Source organism: Pseudomonas sp. MPDS (genome assembly GCF_013283895.1).
GTDB lineage: Bacteria > Pseudomonadota > Gammaproteobacteria > Pseudomonadales > Pseudomonadaceae > Aquipseudomonas > Aquipseudomonas rhizophila.
In genome coordinates, this window is sequence record NZ_CP054128.1 from 1890280 (window position 1) to 1915616 (window position 25337).

Below are 25337 nucleotides of genomic sequence, written 5' to 3' on the forward strand. Positions count from 1 at the left end.
GTGTCGAGGTATCGCCGGTTGCGCTCAGCAATGGGGCATGGGGTGTGCTGGTCGGCCTCATCGCGAGCAGGCTCGCTCCCACACTGGATCTTCGGCGAAGATGGATTTTGTATTCACAACTGCTCAAATGTGTGAGCGAGCCTGCTCGCGATGGCGGTATTACTGGGCCAACGCGATATCCACCAACCGATACAACTCCTCAACCGCCAACGGCGCGGTGGCAAAGAGGATGCGAAACACCGTCGGCGCGACCACCACATTGATCAGTCGCTCGACCCCGGGGTTTGGCTCGTCAGGATAGCGATCCAGGATGGTCTGCAACTGGCCGCTGATGATTCCCACGCAATAGCCCGGCGTGGCGCAGGCCTGAATGTCGCGCATCATGTTGCGACCGGGCTCGGAGCTCATTTCGTCCAGGTACTGTTCGGCCCAGGCGCGAAGATCCCCGCGCAGGCTGCCGGTGTCCAGCGGTGCGCAGTCCGGGCGCATGCGGGCAATCGCGACGTCGCCCAGCAATGCCGGCAGGTCGCCCCAGCGCCGGTAAATGGTGGACGGGGTTACGCCTGCGCGGGCCGCGATTTGCGGTACGGTCAGGGTGGCGCGGTCCTGCTCCTGGAGCAGGCTGCGAACCGCCGAATGAATCGACTCTTGTACCCGGGCGCTTCTGCCGCCGGGACGTAAACCTTCTTTAATAGCCATGGATCGGACCTTAACACAAAGAATTTGCTTTAAGCGCGCGTCGATAGCACACTCCGCAAAAGCAAAAAATTAGCTTTTGTGGATCGCCTTGTGGAGTGTGCCCATGTCCCGTCCAGCTTCGACCCGTGCCAGTCTGATATTCCTGGCGATCACCCTGCTCGGTTTCCTCGCAGCGTCCAGTGCGCCAACCCCGCTGTATCACCTCTACCAGGAACAAATGCAATTTTCCCCTGGGGTCCTGACGCTGATTTTCGGTGTCTACGCGTTCAGTCTGTTAGCGGCGTTGCTGACCGTGGGTTCGTTGTCGGATTATCTGGGACGCAAACCGGTGATTTTCGTAGCGCTGTTGCTCAACATGCTGGCAATGCTGCTGTTTATCAACGCCGACAGTATCGCCTGGTTGATCGGTGCGCGGTTGATTCAGGGCTTCGCGACGGGCATGGCCACCAGTGTGCTTGGCGCTGCCTTGCTGGACTTCGATCGTCGGCAAGGTCCGCTGATCACCAGCGTCGCGCCCTTGCTGGGCATGGCTTGCGGAGCATTTGGTTGCGGGATGTTGGCCGAGTTCGCGCCGTTGCCCCTGCAACTGACGTACTGGATTCTGCTGGGATTGTTCCTGATCCAGGCCATTTACCTCTGGTTTCTGGCCGAGAGCGTCAGCCCGCAGCCGGGTGCCTGGCGATCTTTGCGCCCCACCTTGCATGTGCCGATCCAGGCACGGCGCGCCTTGTGGCTGATACTGCCCTTGAACCTGGTGGCCTGGGCGGTGGGCGGCTTCTACTTATCACTGGCGCCGTCATTGGTGCGGGCCGCAACCGGCACCACCTCCAACCTGATTGGCGGCGCGCTGGTGGCGGTGCTGACGCTCACCGGAGCGTTGAGTATCTACACGCTGCGCAACCAGATGGCCGACAAAATGCTGCGCCTGGCCGCCAGCCTGTTGATGGTCGGTCTGGTGCTGGTATTGCTCGCAGTGCACGCTGCTAGCTTGCCGTTGTTCTTCGTCGGCACGCTGGTCACTGGCAGCGGTTTCGGCGCGGGCTTTCTGGGAGCATTGCGCAGCATCATGCCGTTGGCCTTGCCCCATGAACGGGCCGGGTTGATGTCAGCGTTTTATGTCCTCAGCTATCTGGCTTTCAGCCTGCCGTCGCTGCTGGCGGGAAGCCTGACCCGGGTCTTTGGGCTGATCCCGACCACCGATGGCTATGGCGCGGTGTTGATTGTGCTGTCGACCGTCGCCTTGCTCGGGCTGTCGCGTCAGGCGCGGCCAGCGCCTGGTTTGGGTTAACCTTGGCGCCTGTGTGTTTTCTTTGGGGCGATCTGGGTTGAACATCATCCGCAGCAAATCCTTCACCGGCGACCGCGCCTGGGCGGCGTTGGATATCGCCGACATGAACGGCATTACCACGCGTCTGCACTGGACCGATCAGCCCTACAAATGGCACATCAATGAAGGTCAGGAAGTCTTCGTGGTGCTCGATGGGCAAGTGCAGATGTGCTATCGGGAAGACGGTATCGAAAAAGATACCTTGCTGAGTGCGGGGGATATTTTCTATGCATCGGTGGGCACCGAACATCTGGCCAAGCCATTGGGAGAGGCGAGAATTCTGGTGATCGAGACCAAGGGCACTATCTGATCACTATTTGCATAATCGATAATATATAGAGATATTACCCGTTATATAGATATTCGATTTGAATCTAGCATGGCTCTATCTCGTCCCAGAGCAGGAGTTCGCCATGCCATGCTGTGCTGCAACCAACCGTTTGTGCCCACTCAGTCATTTGCCCAGGCCATTGGAAGCCATTCGCCAGTTCACACCTAACTGGTTTGCTGTCGTCATGGGCACCGGTGTATTGGCCCTGGCCCTGGCGCAATGGCCGGGGGATGTCCCAGGCCTGCGCGGCCTGGCCGAAGGGGTATGGTTGTTCAATGTCCTGTTGTTCGTGTTGTTCACTGGGCTGTACACCGCCCGTTGGGTGTTGTTCTTCGACGAGGCCCGGCGGATTTTCGGTCATTCAACGGTTTCGATGTTCTTCGGCACCATCCCCATGGGGCTGGCGACCCTCATCAATGGCTTGTTGGTATTCGGTTTGCCACGGTGGGGCGAGGGCGTGGTGCCGCTGGCGGAAACGTTGTGGTGGATCGACGTGGCGATGTCCTTGGCCTGCGGCGTGCTGATTCCGTTTTTGATGTTCACCCGCCAGGAACACCGGATCGATCAGATGACCGCCGTGTGGCTATTGCCCGTGGTGGCCGCTGAAGTCGCCGCCGCCAGTGGCGGGTTGTTGGCACCGCACTTGGCAGACGCTCATTCGCAACTGGTGATGCTGGTCACCAGCTACATCCTCTGGGCATTTTCCCTACCCGTAGCGTTCAGCATCCTGACGATTCTGCTGCTGCGCATGGCCCTGCACAAACTACCCCACGAAAACATGGCCGCCTCGAGCTGGCTGGCCCTCGGCCCGATCGGGACCGGTGCTCTGGGCATGTTGTTGCTGGGAGGCGATGCGCCGCTGATTTTTGCCGCCAATGGCTTGCCGGGCTTAGGTGAAGTCGCCGCCGGCGTGGGCGTGGTGGCCGGTATCACCCTGTGGGGCTTCGGGTTCTGGTGGATGCTGATGGCGCTGCTGATCACCGCACGGTATTTGCGCACTGGCATCCCGTTCAACCTCGGGTGGTGGGGCTTTACCTTCCCCTTGGGCGTGTATGCGCTGGCAACGCTGAAGCTGGCGAGCTTGCTGAGCCTGGGTTTTTTTACTGTGTTCGGTTGTGTACTGGTGGCGATGCTGGCGGTGATGTGGCTGATCGTCGGCCGCCGCACGGTGCTCGGCGCCTGGCACGGTGAGCTATTCGTGTCGCCATGCATTGCGGGGCTGGCGAAATAATCGTTAAAGACAGGTAATGTGTGGCCTGGATCAAAAAACCTCATTCCAATAAGCGACCACGCCACTCAGGAACATGGAAGATGAGTCACCCCTCGCAGTTCACCTTGCTCCGCACGCGGCGTTTCCTGCCGTTTTTCATCACACAGTCCCTTGGCGCGTTCAACGACAACGTGTTCAAGCAGTCGTTGATCCTGGCGATTCTCTATCGGCTGACCATCGAGGGCGACCGCTCGATCTGGGTCAATCTGTGTGCGCTGCTGTTTATCTTGCCGTTCTTCTTGTTCTCGGCACTGGCAGGGCAGTTCGGGGAAAAATTCGCCAAGGATGCGTTGATTCGTCTGATCAAGTTCGGCGAAATCGCCATCATGGCGATCGGCGCGGTGGGTTTCCTGTTCGATCACTTGTGGTTGATGCTGGCGGCGCTGTTCGCCATGGGTACCCAGTCGGCGCTGTTCGGGCCGGTGAAATATTCGATCCTGCCGCAAGCGCTGCGCGAGGACGAACTGGTCGGCGGCAATGGCCTAGTGGAGATGGGCACATTCCTGGCGATCCTCTTGGGCACTATCGGCGCTGGGATCATGATGTCCTCGGCGCATTACGCGCCGGTGGTGGCGACGTCGATTGTCGTTATCGCCGTAGCCGGTTACCTGGCGAGTCGCGGCATTCCGCGGGCGGCGGCAGCTTCACCGCAGATGCGCCTGAACTGGAACATTTTCAGCCAGTCCTGGGCCACGCTTAAACTGGGCCTGGGACAAACCCCTGCGGTGTCCCGCTCCATTGTCGGCAACTCGTGGTTCTGGTTTGTCGGGGCGATTTATCTGACCCAGATCCCGGCCTACGCCAAGGACTGGATGCACGGTGATGAAACCGTGGTGACCTTGATCCTGACGGTGTTCTCGGTGGGGATCGCCGTGGGTTCGATGCTGTGCGAGAAGCTGTCCGGGCGTAAAGTCGAGATCGGCCTGGTGCCCTTCGGCTCGTTCGGCCTGACTGTGTTCGGGCTGCTGTTGTGGTGGCATTCCGGCGGAATTCCTGGCAGCACCGAGGGCTACGGCTGGCTCGAAGTGCTCGGTTTCGGCCACGCCTGGCTGGTGCTGATCGACATCCTCGGGCTCGGTGTCTTTGGTGGTTTCTACATCGTGCCGCTGTACGCACTGATCCAGTCGCGCACCGCCGAGAATGAGCGGGCGCGGGTCATCGCCGCCAACAACATTCTCAACGCGCTGTTCATGGTGGTCTCGGCGATTGTCTCCATTGTCCTGCTGGGCCTGCTGGAACTGTCGATTCCCCAGCTGTTTCTGGTGGTGTCACTGCTGAACATTGGCGTGAACACCTACATCTTCAAAATCGTCCCTGAGTTCAGCATGCGTTTCATGATCTGGCTGCTGAGCCATTCCATGTACCGCGTGGAACATCGCAACCTGGATGCGATTCCCGATGAAGGCGCCGCGCTGCTGGTCTGCAATCACGTGTCCTTCGTTGACGCGTTGCTGATCGGTGGCGCGGTGCGTCGGCCGATTCGCTTCGTGATGTACTACAAGATCTACAACCTGCCAGTGCTCAATTTCATCTTTCGCACCGCCGGGACGATTCCGATTGCCGGGCGCCAGGAAGACATTCATATCTACGAAAGCGCTTTTACACGCATCGCTCAATACCTGCAGAACGGCGAGTTGGTGTGCATCTTCCCCGAAGGAAAATTGACGGCCGATGGTGAGATCAATGAGTTCAAGGGCGGACTGACGCGCATTCTTCAGGAAACACCTGTGCCGGTGATTCCCCTGGCGTTGCAGGGATTGTGGGGCAGTTTCTTCAGTCGTGACCCGAACAAGGGGCTGTTTCGCCGGTTGTGGTCGCGGGTGACGTTAGTGGCGGGGCCGGCGGTCGCCGTTGAGGTGGCGGAACCGGCGAAGTTGCAGGCGTTGGTGGGGGAGTTGCGCGGGGCTGTCAGATAACGAGAGACGCCTTGTGAAAGTAGGTATGTGAGAGCAAAGCTTGCTCGCGATAGCGTCCTTGAGACCGCCTCGCGGGCAAGCCTTGCTCCCACAGGTCCAGCCCTACAAGCCTCTGTGTCTACAGAGATTGTTCCTGTAGGTGAGTTCAGGCGCTGGCCTTAAGTCCGATCAACCCGGCAACGATCAACGCCACACTGGCTAGCCGAACCAGCGCCATGGATTCACCAAACAGAATGATTCCGGCAATCACCGTGCCCACGGCACCGACACCGGTCCAGATGGCATAGGCCGTGCCCAGGGGCAACTCCTTCATCGCAAGGCCCAGCAGGCCAAGGCTGATAGCCATGGCCGCAACGGTCAATACGGTAGGGAGCGGGCGGCTGAAACCGTCGGTGTACTTCAGGCCGACAGCCCAACCGACTTCGAACAGGCCGGCAAAAAACAGAATGATCCAGGACATCACACACCTCCATCGATGGATGGGGTCGTCCCCGGATTTAGGTCGATCGAGTGGCGGGGTCGTCCCCGCGATGGGCATATAGATTGCCCATTATTGACCACTCGATCAAGTCTGTCTTTCAGTCCGCCGCTTGGCGGGCGAGCAGTTCACGGTCCTGCTTTTCGCTCATACGGCGGAAATACGTCGAGAGCAGCGCCCCGGAAATATTGTGCCAGACGCTGAACAGCGCGCTGGGCACCGCCGCCAGCGGCGAGAAATGCGCACTGGCCAGGGCTGCGCCCAGACCGGAGTTTTGCATGCCCACCTCCAGCGACAAGGTCTTGCGCTGGGCCAGTGGCAACCCGAACAGGCGAGCGGTGAAGTAACCCAACAGGTAACCGAAGCTGTTATGCAGCATCACGATCGCCATGATCAGCAGGCCGGACTCGGCGATCTTCGCCTGACTGGCCGCCACTACCGCAGCAACAATGATCACGATGCTCACTACCGAGATCAGCGGTAGCACTTCCACCGCGTGACGAACCCGCTCTCCCAACAGGCGTTGAGCAACGATGCCCAGCACGATAGGCAGCAGTACGATCTGCAGGATCGACCAGAAAAGCGCCGAGAACGACACCGGCAACCAGGCGGAAGCCAGCAGCCAGATCAGCGCCGGGGTCAGCAAAGGCGCGAGCAGGGTGGTAATGGCCGAAAGCGACACGGCCAAAGCCAGGTCGCCGCGGGCCAACCAGGTCATGACATTGGAGGAGGTGCCGCTCGGACAGCAACCCACCAGAATCACCCCGACGGCAATCTCCGGTGGCAGGCTGAATACTTGGCAGAGCAGCCACGCCACGCCGGGCATGATGACAAATTGTGCAATCACCCCCAGGACCACCCGCCCTGGATGACGGCCCACTTCGGCAAAGTCCTCCAGCTTGAGCGCCAGGCCCATGCCGAACATCACCAGCCCCAGCAAGGGGACGATGGCGACTTTCAGGTCGACGAACCATTGCGGTAGCAAGAATGCCAGCACGGCAAAAAACAGCACCCAGTAAGCGAAGGTATTGCCGACAAAACGACTCAATGCAACCAGTGCGCGCATGACCTGATCCTTATTATTAAGTAGCACCACAAAAACACTGTGGGAGCGAGCCTGCTCGCGATAGCGGAGTATCAGGCAACCTGTCGGTAACTGTCACTCTGCCATCGCGAGCAGGCTCGCTCCCACAAGGGTAATCATTTGGCTGTCAGATCCCCTGAGGCATCTCTTCACCACCCAACGCTTCTACCAGCGCCGGCAGGAACTCGCCAAACGTCAACATCATCAGCGTGAAGCTGGCGTCCAGTTGGCCGAGGGCCTCGTCGCCGCCGTCCTGTTCCGCCTGATCCTGCAGCAAGTCTTCGAATTTCAGGCGCTTGACCACCATTTTGTCGTCGAGCACGAAAGACAGCTTGTCCTGCCAGGCCAGCGACAGTTGGGTCACCACCTTGCCGGTGTTCAAGTGCAACTGGATTTCGTCGCTGGTCAGGTCCTGACGCTTGCAACGCACAATGCCGCCATCTTCATGAGTGTCGCGCAGCTCGCATTCATCCAGCACGAAGAAATCGTCGGCGGCTTTCTGGGTCTTGACCCAGTCGGTCATGATGGCGGTGGGTGCGGTTTTCACGGTCAGTGGGCGTACCGGCAGCGAGCCGAGGACTTCGCGCAGGGTGGAGAGCAGGTCTTCGGCGCGTTTCGGGCTGGCGGAGTTGACCAGGATCAGACCCTGTTTCGGTGCGATGGCGGCGAAGGTGGACGAGCGACGAATGAACGCGCGAGGCAGAAACGCCTGGATGATTTCATCCTTGAGCTGGTCCCGTTCCTTTTTATAGACCTTGCGCATTTGTTCGGCTTCGATCTCTTCGACCTTTTCTTTCAGGGCATCGCGTACGACGCTGCCTGGCAGGATGCGTTCTTCCTTGCGTGCGGCGATCAGCAGGAAATCCTGGCTGATGTGCACCAGAGGTGCGTCTTCGCCTTTACCGAACGGCGCGACGAAACCGTAAGTGGTCAACTCCTGGCTTGCACATGGACGCGCCAGTTTGCTGGCCAGTGCAGTTTCCAACGCCTCGGCATCAAAAGGCAGATCTTGGGTCAGGCGATAGATAAGCAGGTTTTTGAACCACATGGGGTGAGTCTCTCCTTTATACAAAGGGGGGCATTATTCTCTTCGCGGCGCCATAGGCCAACCCTTCGCTAAGCCTTTGGAAGGCCTGAAAAAATTAAATTAAAAAGTGCTTGCCAGCTTTGAGGACGCTCCGTAGAATGCGCGCCACACCGAAAGCGAAGGGTGATTAGCTCAGCTGGGAGAGCGTCTGCCTTACAAGCAGAATGTCGGCGGTTCGATCCCGTCATCACCCACCATTCGCTCCAAAGTGTTACGCGCAGCGGTAGTTCAGTCGGTTAGAATACCGGCCTGTCACGCCGGGGGTCGCGGGTTCGAGTCCCGTCCGCTGCGCCATATTCGGTAATCTGGAACACTGAACGCCAGATCACCACAGAAAGCCCGCTAACGCGGGCTTTTTGCTGTTTGCAGTTCCTGCGGTGCACGTTAATCACATTTTTTGCTGAATAGTTAATTAAATCAGCACGTTACGAAAATTTGTGAGAGAATGCGCCCCGCATCGAAAGTGAAGGGTGATTAGCTCAGCTGGGAGAGCGTCTGCCTTACAAGCAGAATGTCGGCGGTTCGATCCCGTCATCACCCACCAAGCTTTCAATGTTACGCGCAGCGGTAGTTCAGTCGGTTAGAATACCGGCCTGTCACGCCGGGGGTCGCGGGTTCGAGTCCCGTCCGCTGCGCCATATTCGCTTCCACTTAGGCCCACTGAACGCCTGGAAGCTACCGAATAAGCGGCCTTTGGCCGCTTTTTTCGTTTATGGCGTTTCATCACAATCCATCAGCAGCCCAGCAAACGGCACGGCCGTGATATAGCAGGTGCTGCCCCTCGGCGGATATGAGCATCAAATGGGTATGTGGGTCGTCGACAAGACCTGGCGCAACCCCATGAACGAGCGGATCTGCCGAACACCGGGCAGGTAAAGCAACTGTTCGGCATGCAGTCGATTGAAGCTGTGGCTGTCCTTGGTTCGCAGCAACATGAAATAGTCGAATTCTCCCGTCACCACATGGCATTCCATACAGCCGGATACCTTTTGTGCGGCCGCCTCGAAATCTGCAAAGGATTGCGGTGTGGAGCGGTCCAGTACCACGCCGATCAACACCACCATTCCCGCGTCCAGCGCCTCACTGTCCAGCAATGCGACGATGCCCTTGATCAGGCCGGCCTGCTTGAGCCGTTCGACGCGCCTGAGGCAAGCCGGCGCGCTCAGTTTCACCTTCTCTGCAAGCGCCACATTGGAGATGGAGGCATCGCGCTGCAGGGTCTTGAGAATCGCTCGGTCGGTTCGATCAAGCGGTTGCGGCGCCGCAGCTGTTTCTTCAGGCTTCTTGTGATTATTTGTTGCGCTCATCTCTCTTCCCGAACAACTAAAGTATGTTCTGTAATTGTTTGCGTAAATAATAGTTCTTTAAGTACCTTAAACTTGCAACACATATTTTTCATATTCTTCTTAATATTGAACTCATCGAAGCCCCCCCTGAAATAGCCTGGAAGGCAGCCTTTGTCTTTCGGCCTGGTGCTTGGATATTCAATACACAAGGAGCAGAGTCATGAACCTGAATCGTTTCGAACGTTATCCGCTGACCTTTGGTCCCTCTCCCATCACCCCCTTGAAGCGTCTCAGCGAACATTTGGGCGGCAAGGTGCAGTTGTATGCCAAGCGTGAAGACTGCAACAGTGGCCTGGCTTTCGGCGGGAACAAAACCCGCAAGCTTGAATACCTGATTCCTGAAGCGCTTGAGCAAGGCTGCGATACCCTGGTTTCCATCGGCGGAATCCAGTCGAACCAGACCCGCCAGGTAGCCGCCGTCGCTGCTCACCTGGGCATGAAGTGCGTACTGGTGCAGGAAAACTGGGTGAACTACTCCGATGCGGTGTATGACCGGGTAGGCAATATCGAGATGTCCCGGATCATGGGTGCAGAGGTACGTCTGGACGCCGCCGGGTTTGACATCGGCATTCGTCCCAGCTGGGAGAAGGCCATGAGCGATGTGGTCGAGCGAGGCGGCAAGCCATTCCCGATCCCGGCGGGGTGTTCCGAGCATCCCTACGGCGGCCTCGGGTTCGTGGGTTTCGCCGAAGAGGTACGGCAACAGGAAAAAGAATTGGGCTTCAAGTTTGACTACATCGTGGTCTGCTCGGTGACCGGTAGTACCCAGGCCGGCATGGTGGTCGGTTTCGCTGCTGACGGTCGCTCGAAGAACGTCATCGGTATCGACGCCTCGGCCAAACCGGAGCAGACCAAGGCACAGATTCTGCGCATTGCCCGGCACACCGCCGAGCTGGTGGAGCTGGGTCGGGAGATCACTGAAGAGGACGTGGTCCTCGATACGCGCTTCGCCTACCCGGAATATGGCTTGCCCAACGACGGCACGCTGGAAGCTATCCGACTGTGCGCGAGCCTTGAGGGCGTACTGACAGACCCGGTGTATGAAGGTAAATCCATGCACGGGATGATTGATATGGTGCGTCGTGGTGAGTTCCCTGAAGGCTCGAAAGTGCTTTATGCGCATTTGGGCGGGGTTCCCGCGCTGAACGCCTATAGCTTCCTGTTCCGCAACGGATGATTGCGCTTCAAGTCCGTAAAGCGTTGACGCTAGCGGTGAGTAAGTTGTGGCGGGGAGCAAACTCCCTTGCCACAGGTTCAATGTCGCACTTGCTGAGCAGCGCGGGACCCGGCCCCATCAGGCGCTATAGCGCTCTTGCAAGACACTTTTTGCCAGGTCCCTGGCCACCGACAAGATCTCCTCCACCTGCTTATCCATCGCAGCATCGGTTAACTCGACCTTACCCAGTTTAACGAAGCGCAATGTGTGGCCGCAGACAGATCCCAGCCAAGTCAGGCTAGGCAGCGGGCTGACTTCGACATCAAGCAGGTAGCAGCCTTTCGATACTGAGCGCAGCAATTGGCTGGCATGACACAGGCTGGATGGATTCGATTCCGATGCCTCAGACCCGGCTCTGAGCCAGTCGAGCATGAACTCATGCGACTGCTTGACGACCAGATAGGCCACCTGGTCCCAGTCCTTGATCGCCACCTGCAACGCGTCGATGAGGTATTTGGGCAGCTCGGCACTGGTCACAATAACGACACCCACATCCGTTAATGGCGCTTTTATCCAGACTGCGGATTGCGAAATCGTATGCATGAAAGTACTCCCGGTGATGGGTAGAGGCTCATTGCCTCAACGGTTCTCGCCGACGGCCAGAATGGTTGCCACCAAGGCCTGGGCGCGTGGAACCAGCGTGTCCAGTTCCAGGTATTCACGATCGGTGTGGACTTTGCCACCCACCGGCCCGAGGCCACACAGGGTTGGAATGCCCAAGCTGGCGGTGAACCCGGAATCGGCGCAGCCGCCGGTGAATTCGCCCTCGACACTGAAGCCTAGCGCCAGTGCTTGTTGTTGATAGATGTGCAGCAGTTGCTCGCTGTGCCGTGCTTCCATCGGCAGGAAGGTCGTCGCTTCCTTGAGGATGGCGCTCGTGCCGGGCAGTTCCTCTTCAGCGACGATGCCTTGGATGGCGGCGAATATCTGCTTCCAGTGTTGCGACTCGATAAACCGTACATCCAGCTTGGCCGAGGCGTTGGGCGCGACAGTGTTGCTGGAGGTGCCGCCGGCGATCAGCCCGATATTGGTGGTGATGCCTGCGGGGTAATCGGTCAGGGCATGCAGTTTGACGATCTTTCGGGCCAGCGCCTCGATGGCGCTGGCCCCGTCGGCATGGTTGACGCCGGCGTGCGCAGCGCGGCCACTGACTTCGATGACCAGTGTGGCCCCGCCTTTACGGGCGCTGACCACATTGCCGCTGGCCCGTCCCGGCTCGGTATTGAGTACGGCGCGGGCTGATTTGGCGGTGCTTTCGATATGGCTGCGGGCGCTGCCAGAGCCGATTTCTTCGTCACCGGTATAGAGCACCTGCACCGGGCAGGGCAAAGGACCGGCGCGCTTGAGTGCCTTGAGGGCGAAGCAGTTGAGCACCAACCCACCTTTCATGTCGGCTACGCCGGGGCCGTAGGCGAGGTCGCCATCGCGGCTGAAGCCACGGGTGGTGGTCGTGCCCTTGGGGAATACCGTGTCGCGATGGCCCAGCAACAGCACCGGCTTGCCAGCCTCGCCGGGCACTTGGGCAAGCAGTACGTCGCCAAAACCTTCGACCGGCATCCGCTTGAGCTCGATACCGTCGGCCTCCAGTTCCGCTGCGAGCAATGCGCCTACGGCATCGACCCCCGCCTTGTCATAGCTGTTGGAGTCGGTATCGACCAGACGCTGCAACAACGACTCCATGGCGGGGCGCTGGCCGGCGAGCCAGTCCAGTGCCTGTTGGTGGGTCTCGCTCATTGCGCACGCTCCCGTGCCCGATGCTCCTCGCTCAGACGTGCCGCATCGTTACCCAGGTCCCAGAACAGCCCGGCCATGATCTGCAGACTTTCTTTGACCACCGGTGCCAGCAAGTGCTCGTTGGGCGCATGTTGTGAACAGGCCGGGTACGAATGCGGCACCCACAAGGTCGGCAGGCCGAGCACGTCGGCAAACACGTCGTTGGGCAAGGAGCCGCCAAGGTTGGGCAGCAGCGCCGGTTTCTTTCCGGTGGTTTGCGTCAACGAGTCGAGGGCCCAGTTGACCCATGGGCTTTGCGGGTCCAGCCGGGTGGCGTGCATGACATCGATGCGGCTTTGCTTGACCTCGACATTGTTGAAACCATGGGCATCCAGGTGAGCGCGCACGGCGGGGATAAAGGTCGTGTAATCGCTGTTTACCACAAAGCGGATATGGCAGTGAGCGTTGGCCTTGCCGGGGATTGCATGCACCGGGGCGTCTGGATTGCCAGTCTTGAAGGCAATGACATCGAGGGTGTTCCAGCCAAAGACTTTCTCGCTCAGCGACAGATCCGGGTGGCCCCAGTTGGCGTCGATTTGCGGATCATCCGGCCCGCCACCGACTTCGATGTCGGCCAGCGCCTGTCGCACCGAATCCGGCAGTGCGCTGGGCTGCAAGCCCTCGACTTTTACCCGGCCATGTTCGTCGATCATGCTGGCGATGGCGTTGGCCAGGATGATGCCGGGATTGGCCAGCAGCCCGCCCCAATTACCGGAGTGGTGTGCGCCTTCGCGCAGATTGACCGCCAGCTCGAAGTTGAACACCCCGCGTGAGCCTAGAAAAATGGTAGGCCGTGTTGCGGCCAGACGCGGGCCGTCCGAGGCGATGAAGATATCCGCCGCCAGCTCCTTGCGGTGGGCGGCACAGAACGCATTGAGGCCGGGGGAACCTTCTTCTTCGCCCATTTCCAGCAGCAGTTTGACGTTGAAGCCGAGCTTGCCTTCGCGGGCCTTGAGGGTCTGCTCCAGCGCGGTGATGTTGATCAGGTGCTGGCCTTTGTTATCGGCGGTGCCGCGCCCGTACCAGCGATCACCTTCGACGGTGACTTGCCACGGTGACAAGCCTTCACGCCATTGCGCCGCATAGCCGCGCACCACATCACCATGACCATAGCTGAGTACGGTGGGCAGCCCCGGGTGTTCAATGCGCGTGGCGATCATGAATGGTCCGCGTTCCGCTACCGGGTTGTCGTAGATTTTTACGCTGAAACCCAGCGCCTCGACATGCGGAGTGATGAACTCGTTGAGGTAGCGATACAACTCAGGTTGGCTGTCTTGCGCCTGGCTTTCGGTGGGCAGGGCGACACTACGTTCGAGCAGGTTGAAAAAAGCACCGTTGTCGAACTGTTCGAGGGTGTTGCTGATGGCCTGGGAACGACTCATGAGTGGACAAGCTCCAGTGTTTGGGTGGGACTGTCGTGCAGGTGGCAACGTACGTTGCCGCCGATAATTGGATCGTTGGCCGGATAGGCCGTTTTGCAACGGTCCATGCAGTTCGGGCAGCGCGGGTGAAAGGTGCAGCCGGTTGGCGGGGACATCGGGTTGGGGAAGGCGCCGTGCAGGCCGATGTCTGGAATGCCCAAGCGCGGATCGGGGGTCAGCACCGAATCGAGCAATGCGCGGGTATACGGATGGCCGGGTTCGGCGAACAGCGACTGGCGGGTGCGTTCTTCGACAATACGCCCCAGATACATCACGGCCACCCGGTCGGCGAGGTGCTCGATAACCGCCAGGTTGTGGCTGATCAGCAAATAGGTCAGGCCGAATTCGCGCTTGAGGTCTTGCAACAGATTGAGGATCTGCGCCTGCACTGACACGTCCAGCGCCGAAGTCGGCTCGTCGCAGATCAACACATCAGGACGCATGACCAGCGCCCTGGCAATCGCCACGCGCTGGCGCTGGCCGCCGGATAACTGGGCTGGATAGCTATCGATCACGCGCTTGGGAAGGCCGACTACATCCAGCATTTGTTCGGTTTTCTTGCGGCGCTCGGTGGCCGTGCCGATGTCGTGGACGATCAACGGCAGGGTGATGATTTCGCGCAGGGTCTTGCGGGGGTTCAGCGATGAATACGGATCCTGGAAGATCGGCTGGATACGCCGGGACATCTCCTTGCGATCTGTCGCTGCCAGATGTTTGCCATTGACCAGCACGTCGCCTTGAGTGGGCTGTAGCAGGCCGAGCAGGATCTTGGCCAGGGTGCTTTTGCCGCAACCGGACTCACCCACCAGACCGAGGGTTTCACCGCGCATCAGGCGCAGTGATACGCCATCAACCGCTTTCAGTGTGGCGGCAGGTTTGAAAAAGCCTTTGCTGATACGGAACTCGCGACGGATATCGCACAGCTCCAGAGCGATGTCTTTTTTCATGAGCGGGCACTCTCTTTAACCAGCATCGGTTTCAGGCCGGAAGCCGCCAGCAGGCAGCGCGCCATATGTCCGTCCTGGTGCACTTCGGGCACATCCCGGGCACACGCCTGGACGGTGTGCGCGCAACGATTGCGAAAGGCACACCCGTGTTGTTCACCCACCAGGCTCGGCACCAGACCGGGAATCGAGCCCAGCGCTTCGCCCGGTTTGGTCCGCCCTGGAATCGGGATGCTGGCCAGCAGGCCACGGGTGTACGGATGCCGCGGGTTCTCGAAGAGTTGTCGGGCGGGAGCGCTTTCGACGATTTCCCCGGCATACATCACGGCCACCCGGTCGGCGATGCGGGCCACCAGGCCAAGGTCGTGGGTGATAAAGATCACCGCCAGCCCCAGTTCTTTCTGAATATCGCGGATCAGGCGCAGGATTTGCGCCTGAATGGTCACGTCCAGTGCGGTGGTCGGCTCGTCAGCGATGATCAGGTCGGGCTCGCACATCAACGCCATGGCGATAATCACCCGCTGGCGCAACCCCCCGGAGAGTTGATGCGGGTACTGACGCAGACGCTCGCCGGCATTGCTGATGCCGACCTTTTCCAGCATTTGCGCGGCGCGGGCCAGCGCATCCTTGCGCGACACCTTGCGGTGCCGGGTCAGCACTTCACTGAGCTGGTCGCCAATGCTGTAGGCCGGGTTCAGCGCGGTCATGGGCTCCTGGAAGATCATCGCCAGACGGTTGCCGCGCAGGTCGCACATGCTTCGCTCGCTCTGGCCGAGCAGGTCGATGCCGTCCAGTGTCAGTCGGCTGGCGGTGCGCTTGGCCTTGCGGGGCAGCAGGTCCATGAGTGCCAGCGAGGTCAGGGATTTGCCGCAGCCGGACTCTCCGACAATGCACAGCATCTCGCCGCGCTCGACCTGAAAATCCAGGCCGCGCACCGCATGCAGCATGTCATCCGCTGTCGGGTTATGGCCCATGGGAATGTCCACCCGCAGGTTTTCAACATGGAGTAGTGCCATGTCCGGTACTCCTCTATCAGTCTCAGTTGCGGCCATCGGGCAGGATCAGATCGCGCAGGCCGTCGCCGACCAGATTGATGCCCAGCACCAGAATCATCAGGGCGATACCTGGGATGGCGATGACCCACGGGGAGAAGAACATGTAGGGTTTGCCCTCTGCGATCATCAGTCCCCAGGACGGCGTCGGCGGTTGTACGCCCACCCCGAGGAACGACAGCGCTGACTCCAGCAGGATCGCGTGGGCCATTTCCAGGGTCGCGACCACGATCAGCGCGCCAACCAGATTGGGCAGGATTTCACTGACCAGAATGCGCAGGGTCGAACAGCCCAGGGCTTGTGCCGAGGCAACATATTCGGCATCGCGAATTTGTTGCACCGAGGCCCGAACCACCACGGCGAAGCGGTCCCAGAGCAGGCAACCGAGCAGAATGATCACCACCTTCAGCGAGCCGCCCATCAACGAGGCAGAGGCCAGGGCCACCATGACCACAGGCAGCGCCAGCCGAGTGGTGATCAGGTAGCTGATAAACGCATCCACCTTGCCACCGTAGTAACCGGCCAGCAGACCCATGACGGTGCCGATGACGCCGGAAATCAGCGCCGCCGCAACGCCGATAAACAGTGAAATACGGGCGCCGTAGAGCAACCGTGAGAGGTAATCGCGGCCCAGCTTGTCGGTGCCCAAGACATATTCCCAAGTGCCGTTAGCCATCCAGACCGGAGGCTTCATGCGCAACATCACGTCTTGCGCATAAGGGTCATAAGGCGCCAGCCATGGCGCGAACAGCGCACCAGCAAAAATGATCAGCAGCAACGCACTGCCGATGGCGAAGCCGCGGTGGCGAAAGCTTTTGCCAAGCACCCGGCTCAGGCTACTTGGTGGGGGCAGGTAGTCGTTGATCGCGAGGGTAACGGGGGTACTCATGAAGGGCTCCTAGCGCACGCGAATGCGCGGGTCGAGCAGTGCGTTGAGCACATCGGCCAGCAAGGTGAGGATGATGTAGATCACCGCAATCAACAGGACCACGGCCTGGACTACCGGGAAGTCGTCACGGGCGATGGCGTCCCAGGCGAGTTGTCCGATGCCTTGCAGGGAAAACACGGTTTCGATCACCACCGAACCGCCGAGCATGAAGCCGAACTCCACCGCTGCCAGTGCGACGACCGGAATCAATGCATTGCGCAATGCATGCTTGAACAACACCTGCGCAGGGCGCAGCCCCTTGGCGCGAGCGGTGCGGATGTAATCGCAACTGAGCACATCCAGCATGCCTGCGCGGGTCAGGCGCATGATGGCCGGCGTTGCGTAGTACCCCAAGGCAATGGCCGGCATGACGAAATGCAGCATGCTTGAGTTGCCGGAGACTGGCAGCCACTTGAGCGTCACCGCAAACACTACGATCAGCATCAGCGCAAACCAGAAACTGGGCATTGCCTGGCCCAGTACCGCGATGCTCAAGGCCAGTCGATCAACCCAGGTGTCGCGTTTGATCGCGGCCAGTACGCCCAGGGGAATCGCCACCAGCAAGGCGATACCCAGCGCCATGGCACCTAACCCGAGGGTGATCGGCAAACGGCTGGCGACGAGGTTATAGACCGACTCCTGAAAGAAAAAGGAGTTGCCCAGGTCCAGCCGCAGCAAACCGCCCAGCCAGTTGACGTACTGGGTGGGAAGCGGTTTGTTCAAGCCGTATTGCACACGGATCTGTTCGATCTGTTCGCTGGTGGCTTCCGGCCCGCCAATGGCCGTGGCCAGGTCGCCGGACAGATGCAACAGAGAGAAGCTGATCACCGACACGGTAATGGCGACGCAAAAAGCGATGCCCAGACGGCGTAGAAGGAACCCAAGCATGGCAAGTTTCCTCATGTTCAATGGATGACAGGTGGAGGACGTGGCCGTGGGGGGCTGGCCCACGCGCCACGGAATCGCTCGCTCAATCCGCCCGGTTGCGGATTACTTCCAACTGGACTGAACGAAACGCGGCAGTTCATCCGGATACGGCGTGAATGCCAGTTCGGAGGTGTAGGCGTAGTTCATCGAGTAGTTGAACAGCGGGGCCCAGTACGCCTGTTCGCTGATGCGCTGCAACGCCTTGCGGTAGTTGTCCTTGCGCACTTGCGGATCGAGGGCGTTATCGGCGCTCTGCAACCAGTTTTGGACTTGCGGGTCTTTGATGTTGTCGTCCGGATTGCCCTTGAACCAGGTGCCGGCCGACGCCGAGGTGTCGAGGATCGAGAACGAGCCCCAGGCCTGGAACGACATGGGCACCTTACCGCCACGTTGCTGATCTCGCAGGGCGGCGTACTTCAAGTAGCGCAGCTTGGCGTTGATGCCCACCGCGCGCAGGTTACCGATGATGGCTTCGACGTAATCACGGTCGCGATAAGCGAATATTTCCGTCTCGAAGCCATTTGGGTAACCGGCCTCGGCGAGCAGCGCGCGGGCTTTGGCCGGGTCAAAGTTGTAGACAGTGGCCGCAGAGGTATCGCAACCGAACTGGCGTGGATAACACGCAACCTGTAAGGGCTTGGCTTCGCCACCCACCAACTGCGTCGCCAGTGCCTCGCGGTTGATTGCATGGTTGATCGCTTGACGCACCTTGAGGTTTTTCATTGGCGAGTTTTCGCTGGAGGTGCCTCGAGCATCAAGAATCAGGAAACCGATGCGCATGGTTTCGGCGCTGGTCACGGTGAGGTTCGGTATACCTTTGAGGTCGATTGCCTGATCCGAGGTGACGCGCCAGATCCAGTCGACACCGCCGGTCATCAACTCCGCCAGGCGAGTTTCTGCATCCGGGATTACCCGAAACTTGAGGTGAGCGATATGTGGCTTGCCTTGTGGGCTGTCCGCAAAGTAGTCCTTGTTGATCGCCATGCTCACGCCTTCGCCGGCCACCACCGACAGGGCTTTATACGGTCCGGTGCCCACTGGCTTGCGACTGAATTCGGCCAGGCCGACCTTCTCGAAGTATTGCTTGGGGAACATCGGAACGGCGTTGGACAGGTATTCCAGCGCAGGAGGGAAAGGCTTCTTCAAATACAGGCGGATACTGTAGTCACCGGTTTTTTCGGCGCTCTTGATCCAGTCTACGTTTTGCACGGTCACGACTTTCGCTTCGGGCGACACCACGTAGTTGAGGGTGAACACCACGTCGTCGGCGGTGAAGGGGTCGCCGTTGTGGAATTTGACGCCTTTGCGTAGCTCAAGGTCGATGGTGGTGTCGTCGACCTGTTTCCAGCCGGTGGCCAGCATGGGCTTGTATTCGCCGCTGGTGGGATCGCGGTAGATCAGGTTGTCCCAGATCAGCCGGCCGAGAATCACTCCTTCGCGGAGATCGTTGTGATAGGGGCTGACGTTTTCAGGTTCGCTGTCGGAAGCGTAAACCAGGGTGTCGTTGGCTTTGTCGGCATGAGCCGCAAAGCTGTTGATCAAACCCATCAGCGCGATACTGCAGGCGAAACCTTTGATGCCCATGCCGTCGTCTCCGTTGGCGAGAGTGGTTGAATCAAAGGGCAGCGAATCGCAAATGCGGTAAATGAGGAGGAGAAGCTCAGGCGATGTTTTTTTTGGTCTGGACACGAATGTAGGGAAAGGCTATCAATGCCACAAGTACAATCTTTCGATACTTTCTTTGCCAAAAAGGCAATGCTCGGAGGTTCCGATGCAGCTGTATGGCGTGCAGTCCACGGCATTGCGCTATTTCCTGGAAGTGGCCAGGTGCGGATCGATCAGTGAAGCTTCGCTGCGGCTCAATGTTGCGGCGTCAGCGGTGAGCCGACAGATTTCCAAGCTTGAGTTGGCTCTGGATGCCAGCCTGTTTGAGCGTCGTGCCCGAGGCATGGTGCTCAGCGAGGCCGGGACGCGATTGGCGGCTTATGCGCGCAAGTCGCAACTTGAGGCTGAGCAGGTGGTGCTGGAAATTACCGAGCTGCATGGCTTGCAACGGGGGCATGTGCATGTCGCCTGCTCGGAAGGTTTTGCCCTGGAATACATGCCTAGGAGCATCAGCGCATTCAGGCGTGAGTACCAGGGCATCCATTTCACATTGGAGGTTTGCGCGCCTGCGCAAGCGACTGAAAAAGTACGTTCCGGCGAAGCCGATCTGGCGATGACCTTCAGCCTGTCGCCGCAGAAGGAAATCAAGGTCGAACATGTCTTGAGCGGGGCGATTTTTGCAGTGGTTTCCAATTCCCACCCCTTGGCCGGGCGTGAAGCGGTCAGCCTCGCCGAGTTGCAACCCTGGCCCATTGCGTTGCCCAAGGCCGATACCACGATACGGCAACTGTTCGACATTTGTTGTGGTGTACAGGGGTTGTTGTTCGATCCGGTACTGACCACCAATTACGTGGCCGCGCTTTACAGCTTCGTCCGCGAGGAAGGCGTCATTAGCCTGGCCAGCGAGATGACCTTGCACAAACAGGTGGCGGACAAGCAGTTGCAGTGCCTGCCAATCCTGGATGAAGGGATGCAGGCACGGCGCATCGAACTGCAAAGCATGGCTGGACGCAATTTGCCGGCGGCGGTTTCTGCGTTCAAGGATTTTCTGATTGCAGAACTGGTGAACACCAAGCACGGTTGAAGTCGCGAGGCAACGGCGCAAGGCTGTTCGCTTATCCCCGATGGGCTGCGCAGCAGCCCCCAAAAAAATGACTGAACCCCACGCCCCGTTATTTACTGCTCGGCATTACGCCGATGACGGTAATCGCTGACCGCCTCATACACCGCTTTACGCAAACGGTTGATGCCGCCGATGGGGCGATGGGCCTCAATGCCGAACCACGGGTTGAAGGACTGGTTGTCGCAGGCCAGGTTCAGCTTGGGTGTATCGAAATCCTGGGCCGGCACGGTGATTCGCGCCACTGTCTCGAACGGTGCGTCACTTTCTCGCCATTCAATACTGGTGTCTTCGATCGGCATGAACTTGCTCGGGTCCTGGCGCTGGATCTGCAGGACAAAACACGCCGGTATCCGGTCTGTGGATAACTGTTGCGTCAGTGCACTTCGCAAGAAATTCGGCAGTGCCTGGTTTTGTGCGGGCAGGGTGTAGCTCGGGCAGTTATCCGGGTCGGGCGCTACGCGAAATTTCGCGTTGGCCTCGCCAAACTTGTAGGGCGATACCGAAAAATACGTGGTCTGGGTCGGGCTGTCAGGGGCCGGTGAAAGTGTCTCCAGGGCGATGAACAGGTGGCGGATCTGCCAGCTCCGGGGATCCAGGCTCGGAAAGAACGCCATCGCCTTTTTTCCATCGGCCTGGGCGGCTACATTTTGACGATATTCGGCGACATCGCTGACGAAGAAGTTCGGATGATTGAACATCACAAAATCCTGTTCACCTTGTGACTGTCGGTCCCCCAGCAATTGTTTGCCCGGCACGCCCAGCAGCTTGATCGCCATCCCTCGCGCATCGCGCAGGCTGTCGAACTGTGGGTAGGCGTTGCCGTTGGACAAGCGAATCGTCGCTTGCCAGACCTTCCCCGGCTCGGCAAATACACCCTGGCGCAACGGTGCTGGCAGATTGTCCGGCACCTGCACTTGCGCCATGACGCAGCCGTGGGCTTTGGCATGGGCATCGCGCAGGTAGCGCGTGCCTTCGCGGTGCTGATCGACGATACGGATGGCGGTCTGGATGATGTCCTGGGTCATGGCCGCTTCGCCGGGTGGAATCTGCTCTTTATCCGAGACCGGCCCGCTGTGTTGCCAGGCGAACCAGGCCGTGGCCAGCGCCCAGCCGAGCAGCCCGATGCCCAGCAACCACAGGAGCGTCTTGCCCAAAAAGGCGCCGAGGCGCAGCCAGAGCGTAATCAGCATGGGTCAATCCTTTTGCCTGAGGGGTTCATCATCACAGTTGCGACTCCAGCGGCCCGCCCAGTACCTTGAGGTACTCCAGCAATGCCCAGCGTTCCTGTGGCTGCAGCAGCCGACCGATCACGCCGTTACCCCGCTCACCAGCGCGAAACTCATGACCACTGTTGTGGTTGCCGGTAATCCGGGTGTCGAACAGAAAGCCATTCGTGAAGGCTTCTGTGCGATAGCCCAGGTGCCGTGGGTCGTATTCGAAGCTGCCTTTATAGAAGGTGATCGCCCGTTCGTCCTGGGGAGACAGCAATTGATAGATCGTCGGCACCGAGCCGTTATGCAGGAAGGGCGGCGTGGCCCAGACGCCAGCCAGGGGCCGGGCTTTGTAGGCGCGTAGTTCACGTACGCCGATGGGCAGGCCAAAACCGTCCAGCGCCGGGCGCTCCAGCGGTGTGACGCCCGCGTCACGGTAAGCCCGCTCTTCCACGAACGCGGTAACGTAGGCCAAGCCTTTGGCGACCGAAACCTGGCTCAAATCCAGCGGCGTCGTCGGGGTCGGATGCAGTTGTACGTCCAGTTTGGCCAGTTCGGCCGGATTCCATTGCAGGCTGGTCAGATCGAAACGGTGGTCGGCAATGTTGTTAGCGGTACCCGGATCGGTGCCGATCACCTTCACCGGCAACATGTTCAGGTGCTGGACGGGCCTGTCAGGACCTTGAACCACGTTGGGGACATGGCAGCCGGCACAGTTTTCGACGAACAGCGCCCGGCCTTGTGCGGCCAACGGCATATCGATAGGGCCAAGCAGTTCCTGAGGCCACTCCGGGGCCTTGAGCAACTGCAGGGTTTCTTCAATCTTGTGCAGATCGCGAACGCGCACGCTGGAGGGGTATCGCGCATCACCTTGTAATGGTTTGCCCTGGGCGTCGAAAAAATTCAACGTGGCGCCAACACCCAGTGCTTCGCCGACGTTGCGGGCCATCGGTTGCTGGGCCGAACCGTTCCACTGCACCCAGTCGAATGTCCATATGTCCCATAACTGCGGGTAATCCACAGGTGCGTTGGCGACCCGGTAATTCTTGTCGGAGATGGCATCGCCGAAGCTGGCATTGGCAATCCGTCCAAAGGCATCTGTACGGCCAGGTCCTTCTTCGGTGGGGTAGAGGCCGCGATGAGTGTCGTTCCAGGCCACGCGCAAGAATGTATCCAGAGAGGCTTTGAATGATTTGCGCAACTGTTCATGGCGGGCGTCGTAGTCCTGCCCCAGGACCTGGCGGGCAAAGCGTTCGAATTTCCAGGGGTTGTAGTAGGTCGAGGCCAGGCTGGCGACCAATGCTTGTCCGAAACTGCCACCGCGTAATGTAGGAACGCTGGAAGGCAGGACGTGCTGGGCCGAGCCCCCGTCGATCCGTATCGCCTGGCCCTTGAAGCGCAGCTCACCGGTGTGACAGGCGGCGCAGGTGATATCCAGGAACTGGTCGGCGCTGCCCGGATTCTGGTGGCGGGTGAAACCTACGGGCAGATTGCCGGGATTGTCCGCCGAGGGTTTCTGCGCCGGGTCCACCAGAAAGCCGAATCGAGCCAGGTATTCAGGCGAAGCGAAGCGCTGTTGCGAGAACGGCAATTCGAGGGCGGTGAACCAGTCGTAGCGCAGGCCTTTGACTTGAGTGCCCTGAGGGGTGAAATAGTACGTCTGGCGTTCGGCGGCGCTCCATTGATCCAGATAATGCACCTGTTCCACCGGTGTATAGGTCGGCAGACGAGGATTGGCAACGTAATAGAGCACCACGGCCACGGCGATGACGAGCAGCGCAAGGAGCAACAAGAGAAGGCGAGATAGCAGGCGCACAGTAACGTCCTTGTTTTTTTTGATATGCCCTTATGCCTCAGTGCCGCGTGGCCGGCAAGTGGCCATTACCGATGGGGCTGCGGGGGAGTGGCAATTTGTCCCTGTACGTAATAGATGACAGATGCTTCATCCGCCCAGGATTAAAAAGCGTTTGGGACCGTGAACTTATCAGTGCTTTGCTGCTCACATGCCGGTAGCCATTGGTCGTGGCCGCCTGATAAGCTCGCGGCTTTACTCGATTGCCCTTTTGGCGCATGAACAAGGAAATAGCATGAAACAGCATCGGTTGGCGGCGGCGGTGGCCCTGGTTGGCCTGGTACTCGCGGGTTGTGACTCGCAGACCAGCGTAGAGCTGAAAACCCCGGCGCAGAAAGCTTCCTACGGCATTGGCCTGAACATGGGCAAAAGCCTGGCTCAGGAAGGTATGGATGACCTGGATTCCAAAGCAGTGGCCCAGGGCATCGAAGATGCCGTCGGCAAGAAAGAACAGAAGCTGAAAGACGAAGAACTGGTCGAAGCCTTTGCCGCACTGCAAAAGCGTGCCGAAGAGCGTATGGCCAAGATGAGCGAAGAGTCGGCAGCCGCCGGCAAAAAATTCCTCGAGGAAAACGGCAAGAAGGAAGGTGTTACCACCACCGCTTCCGGCCTGCAGTACGAAGTGGTCAAGAAAGCCGACGGCCCTCAGCCTAAGCCGACTGATGTCGTGACTGTTCACTACACCGGTAAGTTGACTGACGGTAAGGTGTTCGACAGCTCCGTGGAGCGTGGCAGCCCGATTGACCTGCCGGTCAGCGGTGTGATCCCGGGTTGGGTCGAAGGCCTGCAACTGATGCATGTCGGCGAGAAGTACAAACTGTACATCCCGAGCGAACTGGCCTACGGCGCCCAAAGCCCGAGCCCGGCCATCCCCGCCAATTCGGTTCTGGTGTTTGACCTGGAACTGCTGGGGATCAAGGATCCGGCAAAAGAAGACGCAGCCAAGTAACCGCGGCTGCTATAACGACAACGCCTCGCTTATGCGGGGCGTTGTCGTATCCGGGCGTTGGTAAACGGCAAAAAACCGAACGCTCGGCGCGGGTTATAGTCATAGGCAATACAGACGCTGTGCTAGACCCAGTCGGGCCGTCAAGTCAATGAAATATTGGGTTTTTTTATGTGAGTAAAAAACGCCCGATCTGACTGGGGGCCTTATTTGACGGGGGCTTCAGCGCGTAAATGCAGCTCTGTTCACAAGGTTATCCACAATTTGTGTGGATAACATTTCAGTGGGAGAAAACATGAAGGCTCCGTGGAATTTTGCGCGTTTTCTGCCGCTGGCAGGACGACTGCTGGCCCGCGGTCGATTGCCGACGTTGTTGTTTGCCGTCGCCAGCAAAGGCGCCCGAGAGGGCGGTCGGTTAGGCAAGCTCAAGGAGGATCTGCGTTTGCTGCAGGCCCTGTGCCTGGCCTACTGGCGTGGCGAATATCGGGCCGTCAGCGCCAAGTCGCTGCTGTCGATCGTGGCCGGGCTGATGTACTTCCTCAGCCCCCTGGACGCGATTCCGGATTTCCTGCCCATGTTCGGCATGTTTGACGATATCGCCGTACTGGCGTGGATCATGAAGACCCTCGACAGTGAACTCGAAGCCTTCCGCGCCTGGCGCTATCGGCAATCCCCCGAAAAGCTCGCTCAAGTCGAGCGGCTTCCCGACACCCCGGAACAGCTCCAGCTCCAAGGGCAGAAAAAGCACTGATCCGGTTCTGTTTGCCTTATGAGATTGATCGCCCCGCGACCTTAGCCGCT

At 59.3% G+C, this 25337-nt stretch carries 23 protein-coding genes and 4 tRNA genes; 12 read left to right on the top strand and 15 right to left on the bottom strand.

What is annotated here, in order from left to right:
- Positions 1-159: 159 nt before the first annotated feature.
- On the bottom strand, positions 160-699 hold the full coding sequence (locus HQ912_RS08235) for a TetR/AcrR family transcriptional regulator (protein ID WP_076383769.1): 540 nt from the start codon (positions 697-699) through the stop codon (positions 160-162).
- Between the two features lie 103 nt (positions 700-802).
- On the opposite strand from HQ912_RS08235, the gene HQ912_RS08240 reads away from it, so the two are divergent.
- The 4 genes from HQ912_RS08240 to HQ912_RS08255 all read left to right on the top strand — a co-directional run bounded on the left by HQ912_RS08240 (position 803) and on the right by HQ912_RS08255 (position 5543).
- The gene (locus tag HQ912_RS08240; RefSeq protein WP_047228700.1) at positions 803-1987 is read left to right on the top strand and encodes an MFS transporter; all 1185 of its coding nucleotides are present in this window, start codon (positions 803-805) and stop codon (positions 1985-1987) included.
- A 37-nt stretch (positions 1988-2024) separates the two neighbouring features.
- Positions 2025-2336 carry a cupin domain-containing protein gene (locus HQ912_RS08245; RefSeq protein WP_047228699.1) on the top strand — a complete coding sequence of 104 codons (312 nt, stop codon included), beginning with the start codon at positions 2025-2027 and terminating at the stop codon, positions 2334-2336.
- Positions 2337-2439: 103 nt separating this feature from the next.
- Positions 2440-3588, top strand: a complete 1149-nt coding sequence (locus HQ912_RS08250) for a TDT family transporter (RefSeq protein WP_047228698.1) — start codon at positions 2440-2442, stop codon at positions 3586-3588.
- 80 nt (positions 3589-3668) lie between these two features.
- Complete coding sequence (locus HQ912_RS08255) at positions 3669-5543, top strand: MFS transporter (protein ID WP_076383773.1); 1875 nt, start codon at positions 3669-3671, stop codon at positions 5541-5543.
- A gap of 145 nt (positions 5544-5688) precedes the next feature.
- On the opposite strand, the gene sugE is transcribed toward HQ912_RS08255, so the two are convergent.
- The 3 genes from sugE to rdgC all read right to left on the bottom strand — a co-directional run bounded on the left by sugE (position 5689) and on the right by rdgC (position 8153).
- A complete protein-coding gene (gene sugE / locus HQ912_RS08260; RefSeq protein ID WP_047228696.1) occupies positions 5689-6003 on the bottom strand; it encodes a quaternary ammonium compound efflux SMR transporter SugE in 315 nt (104 codons plus the stop codon).
- 118 nt (positions 6004-6121) lie between these two features.
- Positions 6122-7087 (bottom strand): bile acid:sodium symporter family protein, encoded by a 966-nt coding sequence (locus HQ912_RS08265; protein ID WP_047228695.1) that lies wholly within the window; start codon positions 7085-7087, stop codon positions 6122-6124.
- 145 nt (positions 7088-7232) lie between these two features.
- A complete protein-coding gene (gene rdgC / locus HQ912_RS08270) occupies positions 7233-8153 on the bottom strand; it encodes a recombination-associated protein RdgC (RefSeq protein ID WP_047228694.1) in 921 nt (306 codons plus the stop codon).
- A 160-nt stretch (positions 8154-8313) separates the two neighbouring features.
- Between rdgC and HQ912_RS08275 the strand changes: the two genes are divergently transcribed.
- The 4 genes from HQ912_RS08275 to HQ912_RS08290 all read left to right on the top strand — a co-directional run bounded on the left by HQ912_RS08275 (position 8314) and on the right by HQ912_RS08290 (position 8830).
- Positions 8314-8389 (top strand) — tRNA-Val (locus HQ912_RS08275).
- A gap of 20 nt (positions 8390-8409) precedes the next feature.
- Positions 8410-8486 (top strand) — tRNA-Asp (locus HQ912_RS08280).
- A 174-nt stretch (positions 8487-8660) separates the two neighbouring features.
- Positions 8661-8736: transfer RNA gene (locus HQ912_RS08285), tRNA-Val, on the top strand.
- Positions 8737-8753: 17 nt separating this feature from the next.
- Positions 8754-8830, top strand: a tRNA-Asp gene (locus tag HQ912_RS08290).
- Between the two features lie 159 nt (positions 8831-8989).
- Here HQ912_RS08290 and HQ912_RS08295 read toward each other — a convergent pair.
- Complete coding sequence (locus HQ912_RS08295) at positions 8990-9499, bottom strand: Lrp/AsnC family transcriptional regulator (RefSeq protein WP_047230462.1); 510 nt, start codon at positions 9497-9499, stop codon at positions 8990-8992.
- Positions 9500-9698: 199 nt separating this feature from the next.
- Here HQ912_RS08295 and HQ912_RS08300 point away from each other — a divergent pair, with 199 nt between their 5' ends.
- Complete coding sequence (locus tag HQ912_RS08300; RefSeq protein ID WP_047230463.1) at positions 9699-10715, top strand: 1-aminocyclopropane-1-carboxylate deaminase; 1017 nt, start codon at positions 9699-9701, stop codon at positions 10713-10715.
- 117 nt (positions 10716-10832) lie between these two features.
- On the opposite strand, the gene HQ912_RS08305 is transcribed toward HQ912_RS08300, so the two are convergent.
- From HQ912_RS08305 to HQ912_RS08340, 8 genes are all read right to left on the bottom strand, one after another.
- Complete coding sequence (locus tag HQ912_RS08305; protein WP_076383774.1) at positions 10833-11297, bottom strand: transketolase; 465 nt, start codon at positions 11295-11297, stop codon at positions 10833-10835.
- A gap of 36 nt (positions 11298-11333) precedes the next feature.
- Positions 11334-12488: a M20 family metallopeptidase gene (locus HQ912_RS08310; RefSeq protein ID WP_076383775.1), complete on the bottom strand. Its 1155-nt coding sequence runs from the start codon at positions 12486-12488 to the stop codon at positions 11334-11336.
- Positions 12485-13909: a M20 family metallopeptidase gene (locus HQ912_RS08315; protein WP_173406660.1), complete on the bottom strand. Its 1425-nt coding sequence runs from the start codon at positions 13907-13909 to the stop codon at positions 12485-12487. Before HQ912_RS08315 ends, HQ912_RS08310 begins: the two co-directional genes overlap by 4 nt.
- Positions 13906-14895: an ABC transporter ATP-binding protein gene (locus tag HQ912_RS08320; protein WP_076383777.1), complete on the bottom strand. Its 990-nt coding sequence runs from the start codon at positions 14893-14895 to the stop codon at positions 13906-13908. Before HQ912_RS08320 ends, HQ912_RS08315 begins: the two co-directional genes overlap by 4 nt.
- Positions 14892-15908, bottom strand: coding sequence for an ABC transporter ATP-binding protein (locus tag HQ912_RS08325; protein ID WP_107321749.1), 1017 nt, complete (start codon positions 15906-15908; stop codon positions 14892-14894). Before HQ912_RS08325 ends, HQ912_RS08320 begins: the two co-directional genes overlap by 4 nt.
- Before the next feature lie 22 nt (positions 15909-15930).
- Complete coding sequence (locus HQ912_RS08330) at positions 15931-16833, bottom strand: ABC transporter permease (RefSeq protein ID WP_047230469.1); 903 nt, start codon at positions 16831-16833, stop codon at positions 15931-15933.
- Between the two features lie 9 nt (positions 16834-16842).
- Entirely contained in the window at positions 16843-17760 is a 918-nt protein-coding gene (locus tag HQ912_RS08335; RefSeq protein ID WP_047230470.1) for an ABC transporter permease, read from the bottom strand.
- Positions 17761-17862: 102 nt separating this feature from the next.
- Positions 17863-19383, bottom strand: coding sequence for an ABC transporter substrate-binding protein (locus HQ912_RS08340; RefSeq protein WP_173406661.1), 1521 nt, complete (start codon positions 19381-19383; stop codon positions 17863-17865).
- A 187-nt stretch (positions 19384-19570) separates the two neighbouring features.
- Between HQ912_RS08340 and HQ912_RS08345 the strand changes: the two genes are divergently transcribed.
- On the top strand, positions 19571-20488 hold the full coding sequence (locus tag HQ912_RS08345) for a LysR substrate-binding domain-containing protein (RefSeq protein WP_173406662.1): 918 nt from the start codon (positions 19571-19573) through the stop codon (positions 20486-20488).
- A 92-nt stretch (positions 20489-20580) separates the two neighbouring features.
- Here the strand turns inward: HQ912_RS08345 and HQ912_RS08350 are convergent, their stop codons facing one another.
- Both HQ912_RS08350 and HQ912_RS08355 read right to left on the bottom strand, forming a co-directional pair.
- Positions 20581-21717 (bottom strand): catalase family protein, encoded by a 1137-nt coding sequence (locus HQ912_RS08350; protein WP_173406663.1) that lies wholly within the window; start codon positions 21715-21717, stop codon positions 20581-20583.
- Between the two features lie 31 nt (positions 21718-21748).
- On the bottom strand, positions 21749-23554 hold the full coding sequence (locus tag HQ912_RS08355; RefSeq protein WP_160894126.1) for a di-heme-cytochrome C peroxidase: 1806 nt from the start codon (positions 23552-23554) through the stop codon (positions 21749-21751).
- A 271-nt stretch (positions 23555-23825) separates the two neighbouring features.
- Between HQ912_RS08355 and HQ912_RS08360 the strand changes: the two genes are divergently transcribed.
- Positions 23826-24539 carry an FKBP-type peptidyl-prolyl cis-trans isomerase gene (locus tag HQ912_RS08360; RefSeq protein ID WP_076383781.1) on the top strand — a complete coding sequence of 238 codons (714 nt, stop codon included), beginning with the start codon at positions 23826-23828 and terminating at the stop codon, positions 24537-24539.
- 292 nt (positions 24540-24831) lie between these two features.
- The gene (locus HQ912_RS08365) at positions 24832-25287 is read left to right on the top strand and encodes a YkvA family protein (RefSeq protein WP_076383782.1); all 456 of its coding nucleotides are present in this window, start codon (positions 24832-24834) and stop codon (positions 25285-25287) included.
- The last annotated feature ends 50 nt before the right edge of the window (positions 25288-25337 follow it).